The 15,137-nt window shown below is 71.5% G+C and carries 14 protein-coding genes; 3 read left to right on the top strand and 11 right to left on the bottom strand.

Annotated features, from left to right (window positions below; genetic code table 11):
- Positions 1-30: 30 nt before the first annotated feature.
- On the bottom strand, positions 31-819 hold the full coding sequence (locus ACFO3J_RS35675; protein ID WP_386438962.1) for a M23 family metallopeptidase: 789 nt from the start codon (positions 817-819) through the stop codon (positions 31-33).
- Between the two features lie 481 nt (positions 820-1,300).
- Here ACFO3J_RS35675 and ACFO3J_RS35670 point away from each other — a divergent pair, with 481 nt between their 5' ends.
- Both ACFO3J_RS35670 and ACFO3J_RS35665 read left to right on the top strand, forming a co-directional pair.
- Positions 1,301-1,654 carry a trypco2 family protein gene (locus ACFO3J_RS35670; protein ID WP_386438959.1) on the top strand — a complete coding sequence of 118 codons (354 nt, stop codon included), beginning with the start codon at positions 1,301-1,303 and terminating at the stop codon, positions 1,652-1,654.
- Positions 1,655-1,661: 7 nt separating this feature from the next.
- On the top strand, positions 1,662-4,439 hold the full coding sequence (locus tag ACFO3J_RS35665) for an NACHT domain-containing protein (RefSeq protein WP_386438956.1): 2,778 nt from the start codon (positions 1,662-1,664) through the stop codon (positions 4,437-4,439).
- Positions 4,440-4,570: 131 nt separating this feature from the next.
- Here the strand turns inward: ACFO3J_RS35665 and ACFO3J_RS35660 are convergent, their stop codons facing one another.
- Positions 4,571-7,108: an ATP-dependent Clp protease ATP-binding subunit gene (locus tag ACFO3J_RS35660; RefSeq protein WP_386438954.1), complete on the bottom strand. Its 2,538-nt coding sequence runs from the start codon at positions 7,106-7,108 to the stop codon at positions 4,571-4,573.
- Positions 7,109-7,600: 492 nt separating this feature from the next.
- Here ACFO3J_RS35660 and ACFO3J_RS35655 point away from each other — a divergent pair, with 492 nt between their 5' ends.
- Positions 7,601-8,185, top strand: a complete 585-nt coding sequence (locus ACFO3J_RS35655) for an SCO3374 family protein (protein ID WP_386438951.1) — start codon at positions 7,601-7,603, stop codon at positions 8,183-8,185.
- On the opposite strand, the gene ACFO3J_RS35650 is transcribed toward ACFO3J_RS35655, so the two are convergent.
- The 9 genes from ACFO3J_RS35650 to panC form a co-directional block, all read right to left on the bottom strand.
- Positions 8,116-8,454 (bottom strand): histone-like nucleoid-structuring protein Lsr2, encoded by a 339-nt coding sequence (locus tag ACFO3J_RS35650; RefSeq protein ID WP_386438948.1) that lies wholly within the window; start codon positions 8,452-8,454, stop codon positions 8,116-8,118. The genes ACFO3J_RS35655 and ACFO3J_RS35650 overlap by 70 nt on opposite strands.
- Positions 8,455-8,586: 132 nt before the next feature.
- Positions 8,587-9,105 (bottom strand): amino-acid N-acetyltransferase, encoded by a 519-nt coding sequence (locus ACFO3J_RS35645; RefSeq protein WP_386438945.1) that lies wholly within the window; start codon positions 9,103-9,105, stop codon positions 8,587-8,589.
- 9 nt (positions 9,106-9,114) lie between these two features.
- Positions 9,115-9,510 carry a BlaI/MecI/CopY family transcriptional regulator gene (locus tag ACFO3J_RS35640; RefSeq protein ID WP_386438943.1) on the bottom strand — a complete coding sequence of 132 codons (396 nt, stop codon included), beginning with the start codon at positions 9,508-9,510 and terminating at the stop codon, positions 9,115-9,117.
- A 39-nt stretch (positions 9,511-9,549) separates the two neighbouring features.
- Positions 9,550-9,735 carry a hypothetical protein gene (locus ACFO3J_RS35635; protein WP_386438940.1) on the bottom strand — a complete coding sequence of 62 codons (186 nt, stop codon included), beginning with the start codon at positions 9,733-9,735 and terminating at the stop codon, positions 9,550-9,552.
- Positions 9,736-9,809: 74 nt separating this feature from the next.
- Positions 9,810-10,472 carry a hypothetical protein gene (locus tag ACFO3J_RS35630; RefSeq protein ID WP_386438937.1) on the bottom strand — a complete coding sequence of 221 codons (663 nt, stop codon included), beginning with the start codon at positions 10,470-10,472 and terminating at the stop codon, positions 9,810-9,812.
- Positions 10,473-10,625: 153 nt separating this feature from the next.
- Positions 10,626-11,420 carry a type III pantothenate kinase gene (locus tag ACFO3J_RS35625; protein WP_093742551.1) on the bottom strand — a complete coding sequence of 265 codons (795 nt, stop codon included), beginning with the start codon at positions 11,418-11,420 and terminating at the stop codon, positions 10,626-10,628.
- Between the two features lie 6 nt (positions 11,421-11,426).
- Positions 11,427-12,464, bottom strand: a complete 1,038-nt coding sequence (gene nadC, locus ACFO3J_RS35620) for a carboxylating nicotinate-nucleotide diphosphorylase (RefSeq protein ID WP_386438934.1) — start codon at positions 12,462-12,464, stop codon at positions 11,427-11,429.
- Positions 12,461-14,218: an L-aspartate oxidase gene (locus tag ACFO3J_RS35615; protein ID WP_386438931.1), complete on the bottom strand. Its 1,758-nt coding sequence runs from the start codon at positions 14,216-14,218 to the stop codon at positions 12,461-12,463. Before ACFO3J_RS35615 ends, nadC begins: the two co-directional genes overlap by 4 nt.
- Positions 14,215-15,081: a pantoate--beta-alanine ligase gene (gene panC, locus ACFO3J_RS35610; protein WP_386438928.1), complete on the bottom strand. Its 867-nt coding sequence runs from the start codon at positions 15,079-15,081 to the stop codon at positions 14,215-14,217. The genes ACFO3J_RS35615 and panC overlap by 4 nt, the downstream gene beginning before the upstream one ends.
- Positions 15,082-15,137 lie beyond the last annotated feature (56 nt).

Here is a 15,137-nt window from a genome sequence, read left to right as displayed (position 1 = left end):
GGTTCCCGTCCGGGTTCGCCGCGGGTCGCCTTACGGGTTCACGCCGTGCGCCCGCAGGAAGTGCAGGGGCTCGACGGAGGAGCCGTAGTACGGCGTGGTGCGGATCTCGAAGTGCAGGTGCGGGCCGGTCGAGTTGCCGGTCGAGCCGGACAGGCCGATCGTCTGGCCGGTGATCACGCGCTCACCCAGCGAGACACCTATGTGCGACAGGTGGCCGTACTGCGAGTACGTGTGGTCGTCGTGCTTGATCACGATGTTGTTGCCGTAGGCGCCGCCCCAGCCGGCCTCGACCACGGTGCCGGTGTGCGCGGCCCGGACGGTGGTGCCGGAATTGACCACGAAGTCCTGGCCGGAGTGCTTGTGCGCCCAGTGCGGTCCGGCCTGGTCGTAACCCGCGCCCAGCACATAGTGGGCGGTCGGGGTCTCCCAGGAGGCGATGCGGGCCTTGAGGTCGGCGGCGGCCTTGGCCGCGGCCTTCTCCTTGGCCTGCTCGGCGGCCCTCTTGGCCGCGACCGCGGCCTGGCGGGCCTGCGCGGCGTGCCGCTCGGCGGCCAGGTGCGAGGCCTTCGCCTTCGCGGCGGCGGCCTCGGCCTTGGTGGCGGCGGCCTTCTGCGCGGTGGCCTGATGCTGCACGGCCGCGGAGACACTGCTGGCGGGCCGGTCGGCGAAGGCACCGTCGTGGTGGTGTCCGCCGTCGGCGGCGAACGCCGCTGTCGAGCCCAGCGCGATCGCCGCGACCACTCCTCCGGTCACCACGGCGACCCGGCCGCGCGTGACGGACTTCGGGGTGCGGTTCTTCCACGTCGAGTTCAAACGCATGGCGAAAACAACCTCACTGCTCGGGGAAGCAACAGGAGAGCGGCAGTTTCCGGCTGCCTTCTGTTGCCAATCCTTGGTAACCCGGCATTCCACGGGTGACAAGGACCCCCATTACTACCCGCGGCCGTAGTGCGGGCCGCCGCGATCACCGCGCCCCGCCTCGACGAAAACATAGGGAAAGTCCGAAATGCACCCACGGGACATCGGGCTAAGCGGGCCATAAGGGGTCGCCCGCCTTCACCCGCGCGGTCCGGCACCGAGCGGCGAACGGAACGCGGTGGATCGACCACTATTCCGATTAGTAAGTGGTCCGGCTCACGTGCCGTACATCACCGGCGCCCTCCGCCGACGCCGAATCCGCGCACCGGAGACCTATGCCGGGGGCCACATTGCCCGCCCGCTATTCCGCGGAATTCGTGGCGCCGGTCACATTCGCTCGACTAGCGTTGGCCTCCGGGACGGTTTCACGAGGGGGAACACCATGGGGACACAGGACGACGGCCTGGTGCCGGTGACCGGTATGGAACTGGCCGACGCGGTGGAGGCGATCCGGCACGGCCTGCTGACCGGAGCCGCCCGCGGCGCGGGATCGGCGGTGCGGTTCGAGGTCGGTGAGATCCGGATGGAGTTCGCGGTCGAGCTGCGCCGCGAGCGCGGCGGCCACGGCGGCGTCAAGGCCTGGGTGGTGGAAGCGGGCGCCGACGCCTCCCGCACCGCGGGCCGCACCCACACCGTCTCCGTCTCGCTGCAGCCGAAGGACGCGGCGACCGGTGGCCACCTGGACATCGGCGCCCCGCGCGAGGGCGACCCGTCCGGCCTTTCCTACGAGGGGTGAGGGCGCGGTGACCGGTCCGGTACGGGAGCGGCTGGCCGTCGTCCAGTGCGGCGGCCGGCAGGGCAGCGGATATCTGCTGACCCCGACGGTGGTGCTCACCGCCGCCCATGTGGTCGCGGGCACCGAGGAGGTGCGGGTCACCACGCCGGGATCGCGGGGCGAGGTGGTCTGCGGCCGGCTCGGCTCCTGGTACCGCGAGCAGTCCGGCGTCGATGTGGCGCTGGTCGCCGCCACCGAGCCGCTGACCCCCGAGCAGCACTTCTTCGGCTGGGCGGACCGCCACTGGGCCGACATCACCGCGCTCGGCCAGATCCCGAACTGCACCGCGATCGGCTTCCCCTACGCCCAGCGCGGCCCCGGCGGCCTGCTCGACAGCGAGCAGGTCAACGGCACGTACAAGCCGGGCTCCGGCCTGTTCAGCCGGCGCAATGTGCTCACCGTGGACGGCACACCGCCCGCCGCCCGGCCCGACGGCGTCTCCCCCTGGGCCGGCATGTCGGGCGCGGCCGTCTTCGTCGGCGGCGTCCTGCTCGGCGTGATCACCGCCGACCCGTCCGGCTGGCAGCACGGCCGGCTGACGATCACCCCCATGCACCGGCTGCTGGGCGAGGAGGGCTTCCTGGCCGTCCTCGACGCCCTCGACTTCCGCGCCCGCCGCACCTCACCACCCGGCCAGATCATCGACGAGTCGGCCGAGTTCGAGCAGCGCTACGGCGCCTACCTGGGCAAACACCACGGCGCGCTGCGGATCTTCGGCATCGACCTCACCGCCCGCCGCCGCGCCACCTGGCCGCTGGACACCGCCTACTACAGCCTGGAGGCGACGCGCACGGCGCTGCCGGTCGCCCCCGTCCTGGGGCCGGCCGAGGAGCCCGGCGACCTGCCGGGACCGCCGGACAGCGCCGGCCAGGACTGGACCGCCCTGCTGCCGGCCCCCAGCGGCCCGATGCCCGCCGAGCAGGCGCTGGCCGGGCACAAGCGGGTGCTGCTGCGCGGGGTCGCCGGGTCGGGGAAGACGACCCTGGTCCAGTGGCTGGCGGTCGCCACCGCCCGGCGGGACCTCGGGGAGCACCTCCAGCACTTACGGGACCTGGTGCCGTACGTCCTGCCGCTGCGCACGATCGCCCGCCGCGACCACCTGCCCGCCCCCGCCGACTTCCTCGCCGCGGTGGACGCGCCGCTCACCCCGCCGGCCGGCTGGGCGGAGAAGGTGCTGCGCGACGGCCGGGCCCTGGTGCTGATCGACGGCGTGGACGAGATCGACGAACGGGCCAGGGAACGGGTCGGCGGCTGGCTGCGGCGCCTGCTGGCCGCCTATCCCGGCAACCACTGGCTGGTGACCTCCCGCCCGTCGGCGGTCGCCGACTCCTGGCTGGCCGACGAGGGCTTCACCGAGCTGACCCTGTCCCCCATGAGCCGCCGCGACGTCCGCGCCTTCGTCAACCGCTGGCACGACGCCGCCCGCGGCACCCCGGGCGGCGACCCGGAGGAGCTGTCCCGGCTCGACCACTACGAACGCACCCTGCTGGACGCCCTCCAGACCAAGCAGGACCTGGCCCGGCTGGCCGCCAACCCCCTGATGTGCGGGCTGATCTGCGCCCTGCACCGCGACCGCAGCGGCTATCTGCCCACCGGCCGCAAGGAGCTGTACGACGCGGCCCTGTCGATGCTGCTGATCCGCCGCGACCGGGAGCGCGACCTGGGACCCCAGCTCACCGAGGAGCCGCAGGTCCAGCTGCTGCAGAAGCTGGCGTACTGGCTGGTGAAGAACCGCCAGGCCGAGATGGACCGCAGCGACGCGGTGCGGCTGATCGCGGGCGCGCTGCCGTCGATGCCGACCGTGGCCACCGCGGTCGGGGACGCGACGGCGGTCTACGACTACCTGCTCAACCGCAGCGGGCTGCTGCGCGAGCCGACGGTGGCCACCGTCGACTTCGTCCACCGCACCTTCCAGGACTATCTGGCCGCCCGCGCCGCCGTCGAGGAGCTCGACTTCGACCTGCTGGCCGACAACGCCCACCACGACCAGTGGTCCGATGTGATCCGGATGGCGGTGGCCCACGGGCGCCCGGCCGAGCGGGCCCGGCTGCTGCGGAAGATCATGGACCGCGGCGACCGGTTCCCGGACCACAGCACCCGGCTGCACCTGCTGGCCACCGCCTGCCTGGAGCACGCGACCGAGCTGGACCCGCAGATCCGGGCGTCGGTGGAGGCACGGGCCGAGACACTGATCCCGCCGCAGACCACCGTGGACGCCCAGGTGCTGGCCGGGGTCGGCCCGATCGTGCTGGAGCTGCTGCCGGGCCCCGAGGGGCTGGCGTCGGCCGAGATCGAGGCGGTCATCCACACCGCCTGGCTGATCGGCGGGGACGCGGCGGTCCCGCTGCTCGCCCGCTACGCGGCGAACGCCTCCCGCGCGGCCCGCTCCCAGCTGGCGCTGTTCCCGCGCGCCACCGACCCCGATCTGTACGCGACCGAGGTGATCGGCCGGGTGCTGGGGCGGGATCTGATGGTCAGCGCCGGGTCGGTGGAGGAGCTGACCGCGCTGACCCGGCTGACCGGCATCCGGCGGCTGAATCTGCGCAGCGCCCGGCTGACCCGCCAGGTGGAGCTGCTGGCCGCGCTGCCGGCGCTGAACTGGCTGTCCATCACGCACCACACGGCCGTGCTGGACCTCGCCCCGCTGAGCGCCCTGCCGGAACTGGCCAAGATCGACTCCTTCGGCCCGGTCCGCAACGAGCACCTGCTGTCGTATGTGAAGGTCACCGTCCACGAGCGGGCGTAGCGGCCCCCGGGCGGGAAGACGCGGGTAACGCCGAAAAGCGGTCGGCCCCGGGGTCCTGGGACCCGGGGCCGACCGCTGAGTGCGTCGCGTCCGGCCTCCGCCGCCGGCTCGGCGGCGGAGGCCGGCTCGCGCTACGCCTCCTTGGAGAGGTTCGGCGGGCCGCCCGCCGTCTCGATGGGCGGGGCGTCCGCCACCGTGACCTTCTCCTCACCACGGAAGGTGAACTTCGCCTTCTCGTGCTCGCCCTCGCCGGTCGCACCCTCGACGTCCACGACGACGATGTGGCCGGGGCGCAGCTCCCCGAACAGGATCTTCTCGGACAGCGAGTCCTCGATCTCACGCTGGATCGTGCGCCGCAGCGGACGCGCGCCCATCACCGGGTCGTACCCCCGCTTGGAGAGCAGGACCTTCGCCTCGGTGCTGAGCTCGATGCCCATGTCGCGGTCGCGCAGCCGCTCGTCCACCCGGCCGATCATCAGGTCGACGATCTGCAGGATGTCGGACTCGGTGAGCTGCGGGAAGACGATCACGTCGTCCACGCGGTTGAGGAACTCCGGGCGGAAGTGCTGCTTCAGCTCGTCGCTGACCTTGGCCTTCATCCGCTCGTAGTTGCTCTTGGTGTCGCCCTGGGCGGCGAAGCCCAGGTTGAAGCCCTTGGAGATGTCCCGGGTGCCGAGGTTGGTGGTCATGATGATCACCGTGTTCTTGAAGTCCACGACCCGGCCCTGGGAGTCGGTCAGGCGACCGTCCTCCAGGATCTGCAGCAGGCTGTTGAAGATGTCCGGGTGGGCCTTCTCGACCTCGTCGAAGAGGACGACGGAGAACGGCTTGCGGCGCACCTTCTCGGTGAGCTGCCCGCCCTCCTCGTACCCGACGTAGCCGGGCGGGGAGCCGAAGAGCCGCGAGACGGTGTGCTTCTCGCTGAACTCCGACATGTCGAGGGAGATCAGCGCGTCCTCGTCGCCGAACAGGAACTCGGCGAGCGCCTTGGACAGCTCGGTCTTACCGACGCCGGACGGGCCGGCGAAGATGAACGAGCCACCGGGACGCTTGGGGTCCTTCAGACCCGCGCGGGTGCGGCGGATGGCCTTGGAGAGCGCCTTGACGGCGTCCCGCTGGCCGATGACGCGCTTGTGGAGCTCGTCCTCCATCCGCAGCAGCCGGGAGGACTCCTCCTCGGTGAGCTTGAAGACCGGGATGCCGGTGGCGGTGGCCAGGACTTCGGCGATCAGCTCGCCGTCGACCTCGGCGACGACGTCCATGTCGCCGGCCTTCCACTCCTTCTCCCGCTTGGTCTTCGCGGCGAGCAGCTGCTTCTCGTTGTCCCGCAGCGAGGCGGCCTTCTCGAAGTCCTGCGAATCGATCGCGGACTCCTTCTCGCGCCGCACTTCGGCGATCTTCTCGTCGAACTCGCGCAGGTCCGGCGGGGCCGTCATCCGGCGGATGCGCATCCGGGAGCCGGCCTCGTCGATCAGGTCGATCGCCTTGTCCGGCAGGAAGCGGTCCGAGATGTAGCGGTCCGCCAGCGTGGCCGCCTGCACCAGGGCCTCATCGGTGATGGACACCCGGTGGTGCGCCTCGTAGCGGTCCCGCAGGCCCTTGAGGATCTCGATGGTGTGCGGCAGCGACGGCTCCGCGACCTGGATGGGCTGGAAGCGGCGCTCCAGGGCCGCGTCCTTCTCCAGGTACTTGCGGTACTCGTCCAGCGTGGTGGCGCCGATGGTCTGCAGCTCACCGCGGGCCAGCATCGGCTTCAGGATGGAGGCCGCGTCGATCGCGCCCTCGGCCGCGCCGGCGCCGACCAGGGTGTGCAGCTCGTCGATGAACAGGATGATGTCGCCGCGGGTGCGGATCTCCTTGAGCACCTTCTTCAGGCGCTCCTCGAAGTCACCGCGGTAGCGGGAGCCGGCGACCAGGGCGCCCAGGTCAAGCGTGTAGAGCTGCTTGTCCTTGAGCGTCTCGGGCACCTCGCCCTTGACGATCGCCTGGGCCAGGCCCTCGACGACGGCGGTCTTGCCGACGCCGGGCTCGCCGATCAGCACCGGGTTGTTCTTGGTGCGGCGGGACAGCACCTGCATGACCCGCTCGATCTCCTTCTCGCGCCCGATCACCGGGTCGAGCTTGGTCTCACGAGCGGCCTGGGTGAGGTTGCGGCCGAACTGGTCCAGGACGAGCGAGGTCGAGGGGGTGCCCTCGGCCGGCCCGCCGGCCGTGGCCGACTCCTTACCGGTGGAGTATCCGGACAGCAGCTGGATGACCTGCTGCCTGACCCGGTTGAGGTCGGCGCCCAGCTTCACCAGGACCTGGGCGGCGACGCCCTCGCCCTCGCGGATCAGGCCGAGCAGGATGTGCTCGGTGCCGATGTAGTTGTGCCCGAGCTGAAGGGCTTCGCGGAGCGACAGCTCCAGCACCTTCTTGGCCCGGGGCGTGAAGGGGATGTGACCGGACGGGGCCTGCTGCCCCTGACCGATGATCTCCTCCACCTGCTGACGGACCGCCTCGAGCGAAATCCCGAGGCTCTCCAGGGCCTTAGCGGCGACACCCTCACCCTCGTGGATCAGGCCCAGGAGGATGTGCTCGGTGCCGATGTAGTTGTGGTTGAGCATCCGGGCTTCTTCCTGAGCCAGGACGACAACCCGCCGCGCACGGTCGGTGAACCTCTCGAACATCGTTAATCGCTCCTCAGAGCGGTCGGGCAGTGAGGGGTCGGTCCCCTCCCAGTCCTTCCGCATGCTAGTCCCGCACAGCGGCGCCGCTCACGTATCACCCCCACTCGCGCGAGGGAAGCTGCGCTACCGGCTGACGTCACTCCCACAACCTCGATGGTGCGAGACGATGTTCCCGCAGGCCAGGCGAATAGCTCGTTATCAAGTACGCCCGTGGCGAACGCCCGCCCCACCTGCTCGAACACCAGCCCTTCTCACTAGGTACTTCTTACCCTCAGCCGCTGGTAATCCACACCGCGCCACCACTTCTCGTGCGCTAAGGGCGAACAAGCTCAGCGCCCCCCGGTGCTTCCAGCGTGCGCCCCCGTCCCGCCGCCGCGCTACCCGGGCACCACCGGCCGGGAATCCGGCCCCGCTCCGGCCGCCGTGCGTCACCGAAAGCGGCCGAACAGAAACGTTACGTAACCCCCGCCGCCTGCGGCAGTTGCATACGGCATGGGCTGGTACGAGCAGGAGCTGGGGTGGCCGGTGACACCGGGGCCGCCCCCGGGGCTGGTCACGGGGGTGCGGTTCGACGCGCTGGAGGTGCCGGCGACCGCGGGCTTCGCGATGCTGAGCAGATTCTCCAAGCCGGACGAGCTGGGTCCGGTCGCGCTGGACGGCCACCGGATCAGGCTGCTGGTCGCCGCCGGGTCGGCGGAGGAGCTGCCGGGGCTGCTGGAGTGGCTGGAGTGGGGCGGTATCCCGCTGGATCTGACCGCGCTGGGCGCCGGGCAGCGGATGCGGGCGCCGGCGCACCCCGAGTGGGCCCGCCGGGAGGCCGCGTACGACCGGTCGGCACCGGTGTGGCTGCGGCCTCCTCGGCCGGGATTCGACGTGGAATCCACCGTGCCCGCGCTCTGTGTCACGGGCGAGGCCGATGGCGACGGAACGCCCATCGGTCTGCCGGCACTGGTGGCCGCCCTGGCGACGGCCTGCCATCGGATCACTCTGCGAACGGGCCGCCAGGATCAGCCGTGGGCCTTCTCGTACGCCTCACGGATGGTCGCCGGCACACGGCCGCGGTCATTGACCTCGTAGCCCTTCTCCTTGGCCCACGCACGGATCTTCGCGGTGTCGGGGCCGGAGGCCGCGGCGCCGCGAGGCGCCTTGGTGCGGCCCCGCCCGGCCCGCCCGCCGGTACGCCGGCCACTGTCCGTGTACGGGTTGAGCAGCCCGCGCAGCTTGTCGGCATTTTCCGTAGTGAGGTCGATCTCGTACGTCACACCGTCGAGTGCGAACGTCACGGTCTCGTCCGCCTCGCCACCGTCGAGGTCGTCAACTAGAAGGACCTGAACCTTCTGTGCCACCGGCTTCCCTTTCATCGAAAACGGATTAACGGTAAAAGCAAAGCGCCTTTCCGCGAAAAACACAAACCCCTTGCACGAACCCTTGCACGAAGAGGCCCCTCCGGGGCAGCGAGATCCGGACAAACCGGATCCTCAGAGTTGCAGCAGCATGCGGCTGTTGCCCAAGGTGTTCGGTTTCACTCGCTCCAGGTCGAGGAACTCGGCGACGCCCTCGTCATTGGAACGCAGCAGCTCCCCGAACACATCGCCGTCCACCGGGGTCTCCCCGATCTCCACGAACCCGTGCTTGGCGAAGAAGTCAACTTCGAAGGTGAGGCAGAAAATGCGCCGGACTCCGAGCCAGCGCGCGGTGTGCAGCAACTTCCCCAGCACCTGGTGTCCGAGACCTTCGCCACGCAGCGTCGGGTCCACCGCCAAGGTCCTGACCTCGGCGAGGTCTTCCCACATCACATGCAGTGCGCCACACCCCACCACGGTGGCGTCCTCATCACGTTCGGCCACCCAGAACTCCTGGATGTCCTCATAAAGGGTCACCGTCGGCTTGTCCAGCAGGATGCCGTCGCGGACATAGGAGTCCAGCAGCCGCCGCAGGGTGTGGACATCGCCGGTGCGGGCGCGGCGGATCGTGACCTCATTCGACTTCAGCGGCATGGGCGGACGCTATCGCCCTTCGGGTTCCTCCGTGCCGGAGGGGTCCACGGACTGGATGACGCGCAATGCGTCCCGCACCGCTTCCCGCTGTTCCGGGGTCATCATGCCGAAGAAGTGGACGAGGGCCTCGGCGCGGTTGTCACTCGCCGCCCATCCTTCGTTCATCAGTGCGGCCGAGTAGGCGGCTCTCGTGGATACCGCCTCATAGCGATAAGCGCGGCCTTCGGCGGAGCGGCGCAGCCAGCCCTTCTGCCGCAGGTTGTCCATTACGGTCATCACCGTTGTGTACGCGATGGATCGTTCCTGCGTCAGGTCTTCCAGTACCTCACGAACCGTGACCGGGCGGTTCCAGTCCCATACTCGGGTCATCACGACGTCTTCGAGCTCTCCCAGTGGTCGTACCACACCGGAAATAGTACGGCTCGATGCACGGAAATGCCCGAATTAGGACGTTCGGTGATCGTCGGCGGTCGCCTGCTTCGCCGCTTCGGCGCGGGCGAACGCGGCGTCCACCGCCGCGTCCTCCTTGGCCTTGTTGGCCCCGCCCTGGTTCTTGATGATCGTGACGATGACGCCGATGAAGAGGACGGCCATCACCAGCGGCGGCACGAGCGCGGAAACGTAATCCATAGGTGCAGGGTAGCCGCGGCCCCCACGGCGTCTTCGCCCGCCCTGGGGGCACTGGGGGCACAGGGGCATGAGCCTCAGGCGCTGCGGGCCTGGTCCGGTTTGCCGGGGGCGGCGGGACGGCGGTGCGGCGGCCAGATCTCGGCCGGGGTGGGGGTGCGGCGGGCCGGCTCCTCGGGGGCGGGCTTGGTCTCCGGCTTCTGCGGCGGGTTCCCCTTGGGCTTCTGCTCGGGCTCGTCGGCCAGCGCCGGACGGTTCGGCAGCAGAGTGAGCAGGCGGCGCGGCGCGGGCATGGGGGCCTCCAGGCGCAGTCGTACGTCGTTCTCCGCGAGGGTCTCGCACTGGCGCAGCAGCGCGGTGCGCCGCAGGTGCTCCGGGGCGGCGCAGGGCAGCGAGCGCAGCTGTCGCAGAGCGGCCAGGTCGGCCGGCGTCGGTACGTAGCCGCCGGCGAGGGCGGTGTCGAGCCGTTCCAGATAGCCGACCGAGCCGCCGGGCAGCGCGTCCCGGTAGCGGCGCAGTTCGTCCAGGAGGAAGGCGCGCAGCCGTCCCGCCTCGTGCGCCGTCTCGTCGACGGCCTCGACGAGCCGCAGATAGTCCTGGACGTACTCGGCGGGGCGGGACACATCGGGTGCGGAGACGCTCCGGCTGGGGTGCAGCACCTCGGCGAGGGCGCGACGCACCACGCGCAGCTCGTCGGCGCTGAACGCCATACCGCCTCGGGTTCCGTGTGGCGTGGGCATGCGTGAACTTTAATTACTTACCGGACAAACTTGGTGTAATACGGCAAGCCCGGGTGCGTCGCGGTCCGGACCGATGCCGATCAGCGGCGATCGGCATCGGTCGGAGCCGGTCAGGTCAGGTCAGGGTTGAGGTCAGGGTGCGGTCAGGTCGGCTCAGGTCACCGACACATTGCGCTCGTACACCAGCCGCAGTCCGATCAGCGTCAGCCACGGCTCGTGCTCGTCGATCAGCGAGGCCTCGCCCAGCACCAGCGGTGCCAGCCCCCCGGTGGCGATCACCGTCACGTCGTCGGGGTCGTCGGCCAGCTCGCGGGCCATCCGCTCGGCGATGCCGTCCGCCTGGCCGGCGAAACCGTAGAGGATGCCCGACTGCATCGCCTCGATGGTGTTCTTGCCGATCACGCTGCGCGGCCGGGCCAGCTCGATCTTGCGCAGCTGCGCCCCGCGCATGCCCAGCGCGTCCACCGAGATCTCGATCCCAGGCGCGATCGCCCCGCCCACGTACTCACCGCGGGCCGAGACCGCGTCGAAGGTGGTGGCGGTGCCGAAGTCGACCACGATGCACGGGCCGCCGTACAGATGCACCGCGGCCAGCGAGTTGATGATCCGGTCCGAGCCGACCTCCTTGGGGTGGTCCACCAGGATCGGCACGCCGGTCTTCACACCGGGCTCCACCAGGATCGCCGGCACGTCACCGTAGTAACGCCGGGTCACCTCGCGCAGCTCGTGCAGCACCGAGGGCACGGTGGAGCAGATCGCGATGCCGTCGATGCCGTCCCCGAGGTCGCCGAGCAGCGGATGCATGCCCATCAGGCCCTGGAGCAGTACCGCCAGTTCGTCGGCGGTACGGCGCGGGTCGGTGGAGATCCGCCAGTGCTCGACGATCTCCTCGCCGTCGAACAGTCCGAGGACCGTGTGCGTGTTGCCGACGTCGATGGTGAGCAGCATCCGCCTCTACGCTTCCGCTCGCAGGTCGAGGCCGATGTCCAGGATCGGGGAGGAGTGGGTGAGCGCGCCCACCGAGAGGTAGTCGACACCGGTCGCGGCGTAGGCGACGGCGTTGTCCAGGGTGAGCCGCCCGGAGGACTCCAGGAAGGCCCGGCCCGCCACCAGCGCGACCGCCTCGGCGGTCTGCTCGGGGGTGAAGTTGTCCAGCAGGATCAGGTCGGCGCCGGCCTCCAGCACCTCACGCACCTGCTCCAGGGTGTCCGCCTCGACCTCGATGGCGACCTCGGGGAACTCCTCGCGGACCAGCTTGAAGGCGTTGGCCACGCCCCCGGCCGCCACCACATGGTTGTCCTTGACCAGCGCCGCGTCGGACAGCGACATCCGGTGGTTGACGCCGCCGCCGCAGCGCACCGCGTACTTCTCCAGCGCCCGCAGGCCTGGGGTGGTCTTGCGGGTGTCGCGGACCTGGGTCGTGGTGCCCTGCAGGGCGTCCGCCCAGGCCCGGGTGGCGGTGGCGATGCCGGACAGCCGGCACAGCAGGTTCAGCGCGCTGCGCTCGCCGGTCAGCAGATCGCGGGTCCTGGCGGTGACGGTGAGCAGCTTCTGCCCGGCGGCGACCCGGTCGCCGTCCTCGACATGCCGCTCGACCTCGAACTCGTCGGTGCAGACCACCGACAGCACGGCCTCGGCGACCCGCAGCCCGGCGACCGTACCGGCCTCGCGGGAGGTGAAGTCGCCGATCGCCCGGGCGTCCTCGGGGACGGTGGCGACGGTGGTGATGTCCACGCCCTGGTCGAGGTCCTCCTCGATGGCCATGTGCGCGACGTCCTCGACCTGGACCGGGTCGAGGCCGGCATCGGCCAGCAGCTGCGCGAGGTCGGGGTCGAGACCGCATTCCAGCGGGTCCAGCTCGTACTCGTCGGCGTCGGAATGCCCGGCACCGCAGCCGCAGCCGTCGCCGCAGCCGCCCCCGCCGGTCTCCGCGGGCGGGCCGAACTGCGGCATTTGGAGGGACACGGGCCCAGGACGGTCGGGGGTGCTCACGGAAACTCCTTCATATTCGGGGCGGCCGCCCCATCATCCCCGAATCCGGGGCCTTCGGTGGTACGGACGTCCAGGGTGCGGTCCGCGGTCAGCCGTACCACCAGGTGACGGCGCCACCGCTCGTCGTCGCGGCCCGGACGGTCCTCCCGCCAGTGGCAGCCGCGGGTCTCCTCGCGGCGCCGGGCGGCGGCCACCAGCACCCGGGCGACCAGGCCCAGATTGGTGGCCTCCCAGGTCTCCACGCACGGCTCGGCGGTCTTGCCGTCCCGGTCGTACGCCTCCACCGCCGCGGTGTCCAGCCGCTCCAGCGCGCCGGCCGCGACCGCCAGGCTCTCCGCGCTGCGCAGCACTCCCGCGCCGGCCGCCATGATGCGCTGCACCTCGAACCGCGCCTCCGAGGCCAGCAGCGGGCCGCCCACCGGGCCCGGCAGCACCGGTCTGCCCGGCGCGGCCGGGTCGGCCAGGACGTCGGCCGCGATCCGCTCGGCGAAGACCAGGCCTTCCAGCAGCGAGTTGGAGGCGAGCCGGTTGGCGCCGTGCACCCCCGTACAGGCCACCTCGCCGCACGCGTACAGCCCCGGCACGCTGGTACGGCCGCGCAGGTCGGTGACCACCCCGCCGGAGGCGTGGTGGGCGGCCGGCGCGACCGGGATCGGCTGCGTCACCGGGTCGATGCCGTGCGCCCGGCAGGCGGCCAGGATGGTCGGGAAGCGCTGCTCCCACATCGCGGCGCCGAAATGCCGGGCGTCCAGGAACATGTGATCGGCGCCGGTCTCCAGCATCCGCCGCATGATGGCCTTGGCCACGATGTCGCGGGGCGCCAGCTCGGCCTGCTCGTGCTGCCCGAGCATGAAGCGCACCCCGTCGGCGTCGACCAGGTGGGCGCCTTCGCCGCGGACCGCCTCCGACACCAGCGGCTGCTGGCCCTCGGCGTCCGCGCCGAGCCACAGCACGGTCGGGTGGAACTGCACGAACTCCAGGTCGCTGACCTCGGCGCCGGCCCGCAGCGCCAGCGCGACACCGTCGCCGGTGGACACCGCGGGGTTGGTGGTGGCCGAGAAGACCTGGCCCATGCCGCCGGTGGCGAGCACCACCGTCCGGGCCCGCACCGCGCCGACCCCGTCGCGCCGGCCGGCGCCCATCACATGCAGGGTGACGCCGGCGGTACGGCCCTGGGCGTCGGTGAGCAGGTCCAGGACCAGGGCGTTCTCGATCAGCTCGATGTCCCGGCCGGCCGCCGGGGCGGTGTGCGCCTCGCGTACCGCCTCGATCAGCGCCCGGGACACCTCGGCGCCGGTCGCGTCCCCGCCGGCGTGCACGATCCGGCGGCGGTGGTGGCCGCCCTCCCGGGTGAGCAGGACGTCGCCGTCGGCGCCGGTGTCGAAGTGCGCGCCGGTCGCCATCAGGCGGCGCACCGCCGCCGGGCCCTCGGTCACCAGGGCCCGCACGGCCGCCTCGTCGCACAGGCCGGCGCCGGCGACCAGGGTGTCGTCCAGGTGCTGCTCGGGGGTGTCGCCCTCGCCGAGGGCGGCGGCTATGCCGCCCTGGGCCCAGCGGGTGGAGCCGTCGTCCAGCCGCGCCTTGGTCACCACAGTGACCTTCGCGCCGGACGCGGCGCAGCGCAGCGCGACGGTGAGGCCCGCCACCCCGGAGCCGACCACGACCACGTCCGCGTCGATCGCCCAGCCGGGCGCCGGGGCGTGCAGGCGTATGCCGGTACTCGCGTTGACGGGGCCGGCGGCGGTACTGGTCATGCGGCTGCTCCGGGCTCAGGGGGCGCTACGGGCGCACCGGCGGGGAATTCCAGCGGGACGTTGTCGATCAGGCGGGTGGTGCCCGCCTTCGCCGCGACGGCCAGCACCGCCGGGCCGGTGTGGTCGGCCTTGGCCTCGGTGAAGCCGGCCGGGTCGATCAGCCCGAGGTATTCGACGTCGAGGCCGGTGGCCCCGGCCAGGATCTCCTCGGCGGCCTCGCGCACCGCCCGCGGGCCGCCGGCCAGCGCGTCCCGGCCGGCGAACAGCGCGCGGGACAGGGCCAGCGCGCTGTCCCGCTCGGCGGGCGACAGATAGCGGTTGCGGCTGGACAGGGCCAGGCCGTCGGCCTCCCGCACGGTCGGCACGGCCACGATCTCGACCGGGAAGTTGAGATCGGTGACCATCCGGCGGACCAGCGCGAGCTGCTGGGCGTCCTTCTGCCCGAAGACGGCGGCGCCCGGCCGGGTGAGGTGCAGCAGCTTGGCGACGACGGTGAGCATGCCGTCGAAGTGGCCGTGCCGCGACGCGCCCTCGTACCCCGCTCCCATCGAGCCGGCCAGCACCGTCACCCGCGGCGGGCCGCCCGGATACATCTCGGCCACGTCGGGCGCGAACACCAGGTCGGCGCCCGCCTGTTCGGCGACTTTGACATCGGCGTCGAGGGTGCGCGGATAACGGTCCAGGTCCTCGTTCGGCCCGAACTGCAGCGGGTTGACGAAGACGGTGACCGTCACCAGGCCGCCGCCGGCCCGGGTGCGGGCGGCCCTGATCAGGGCGGCGTGGCCCTCGTGGAGGGCACCCATCGTCATGACCACGGCCGAGGAGGGGGCGAGGTCGCGGGCGCGGTGCACCAGTTCGGTCATCGGGTCACCAGTTCCGTCATCGGGTCGGTGTTGGGGTCGGTGTCGGGGTCGGTCAC

Source organism: Streptomyces polygonati, from assembly GCF_042650325.1.
GTDB classification, from domain to species: Bacteria; Actinomycetota; Actinomycetes; order Streptomycetales; family Streptomycetaceae; genus Actinacidiphila; species Actinacidiphila polygonati.
The sequence above is the reverse complement of the archived record's forward strand: the minus strand, read 5'-3'. Positions and strand labels throughout refer to the sequence as shown.

Bases quoted from the DNA above. Each gene is read 5' to 3' on its own strand.
- ACFO3J_RS35670 (WP_386438959.1), top strand. From the start codon at position 1,301: ATGGGGACACAGGACGACGGCCTGGTGCCGGTGACCGGTATGGAACTG.
- ACFO3J_RS35635 (WP_386438940.1), bottom strand. From the start codon at position 9,735: ATGGATTACGTTTCCGCGCTCGTGCCGCCGCTGGTGATGGCCGTCCTC.
- ACFO3J_RS35630 (WP_386438937.1), bottom strand. From the start codon at position 10,472: ATGCCCACGCCACACGGAACCCGAGGCGGTATGGCGTTCAGCGCCGAC.
- ACFO3J_RS35655 (WP_386438951.1), top strand. From the start codon at position 7,601: ATGGGCTGGTACGAGCAGGAGCTGGGGTGGCCGGTGACACCGGGGCCG.
- ACFO3J_RS35645 (WP_386438945.1), bottom strand. From the start codon at position 9,105: ATGCCGCTGAAGTCGAATGAGGTCACGATCCGCCGCGCCCGCACCGGC.
- ACFO3J_RS35615 (WP_386438931.1), bottom strand. From the start codon at position 14,218: ATGACCAGTACCGCCGCCGGCCCCGTCAACGCGAGTACCGGCATACGC.
- ACFO3J_RS35625 (WP_093742551.1), bottom strand. From the start codon at position 11,420: ATGCTGCTCACCATCGACGTCGGCAACACGCACACGGTCCTCGGACTG.
- ACFO3J_RS35675 (WP_386438962.1), bottom strand. From the start codon at position 819: ATGCGTTTGAACTCGACGTGGAAGAACCGCACCCCGAAGTCCGTCACG.
- panC (WP_386438928.1), bottom strand. From the start codon at position 15,081: ATGACCGAACTGGTGCACCGCGCCCGCGACCTCGCCCCCTCCTCGGCC.
- ACFO3J_RS35660 (WP_386438954.1), bottom strand. From the start codon at position 7,108: ATGTTCGAGAGGTTCACCGACCGTGCGCGGCGGGTTGTCGTCCTGGCT.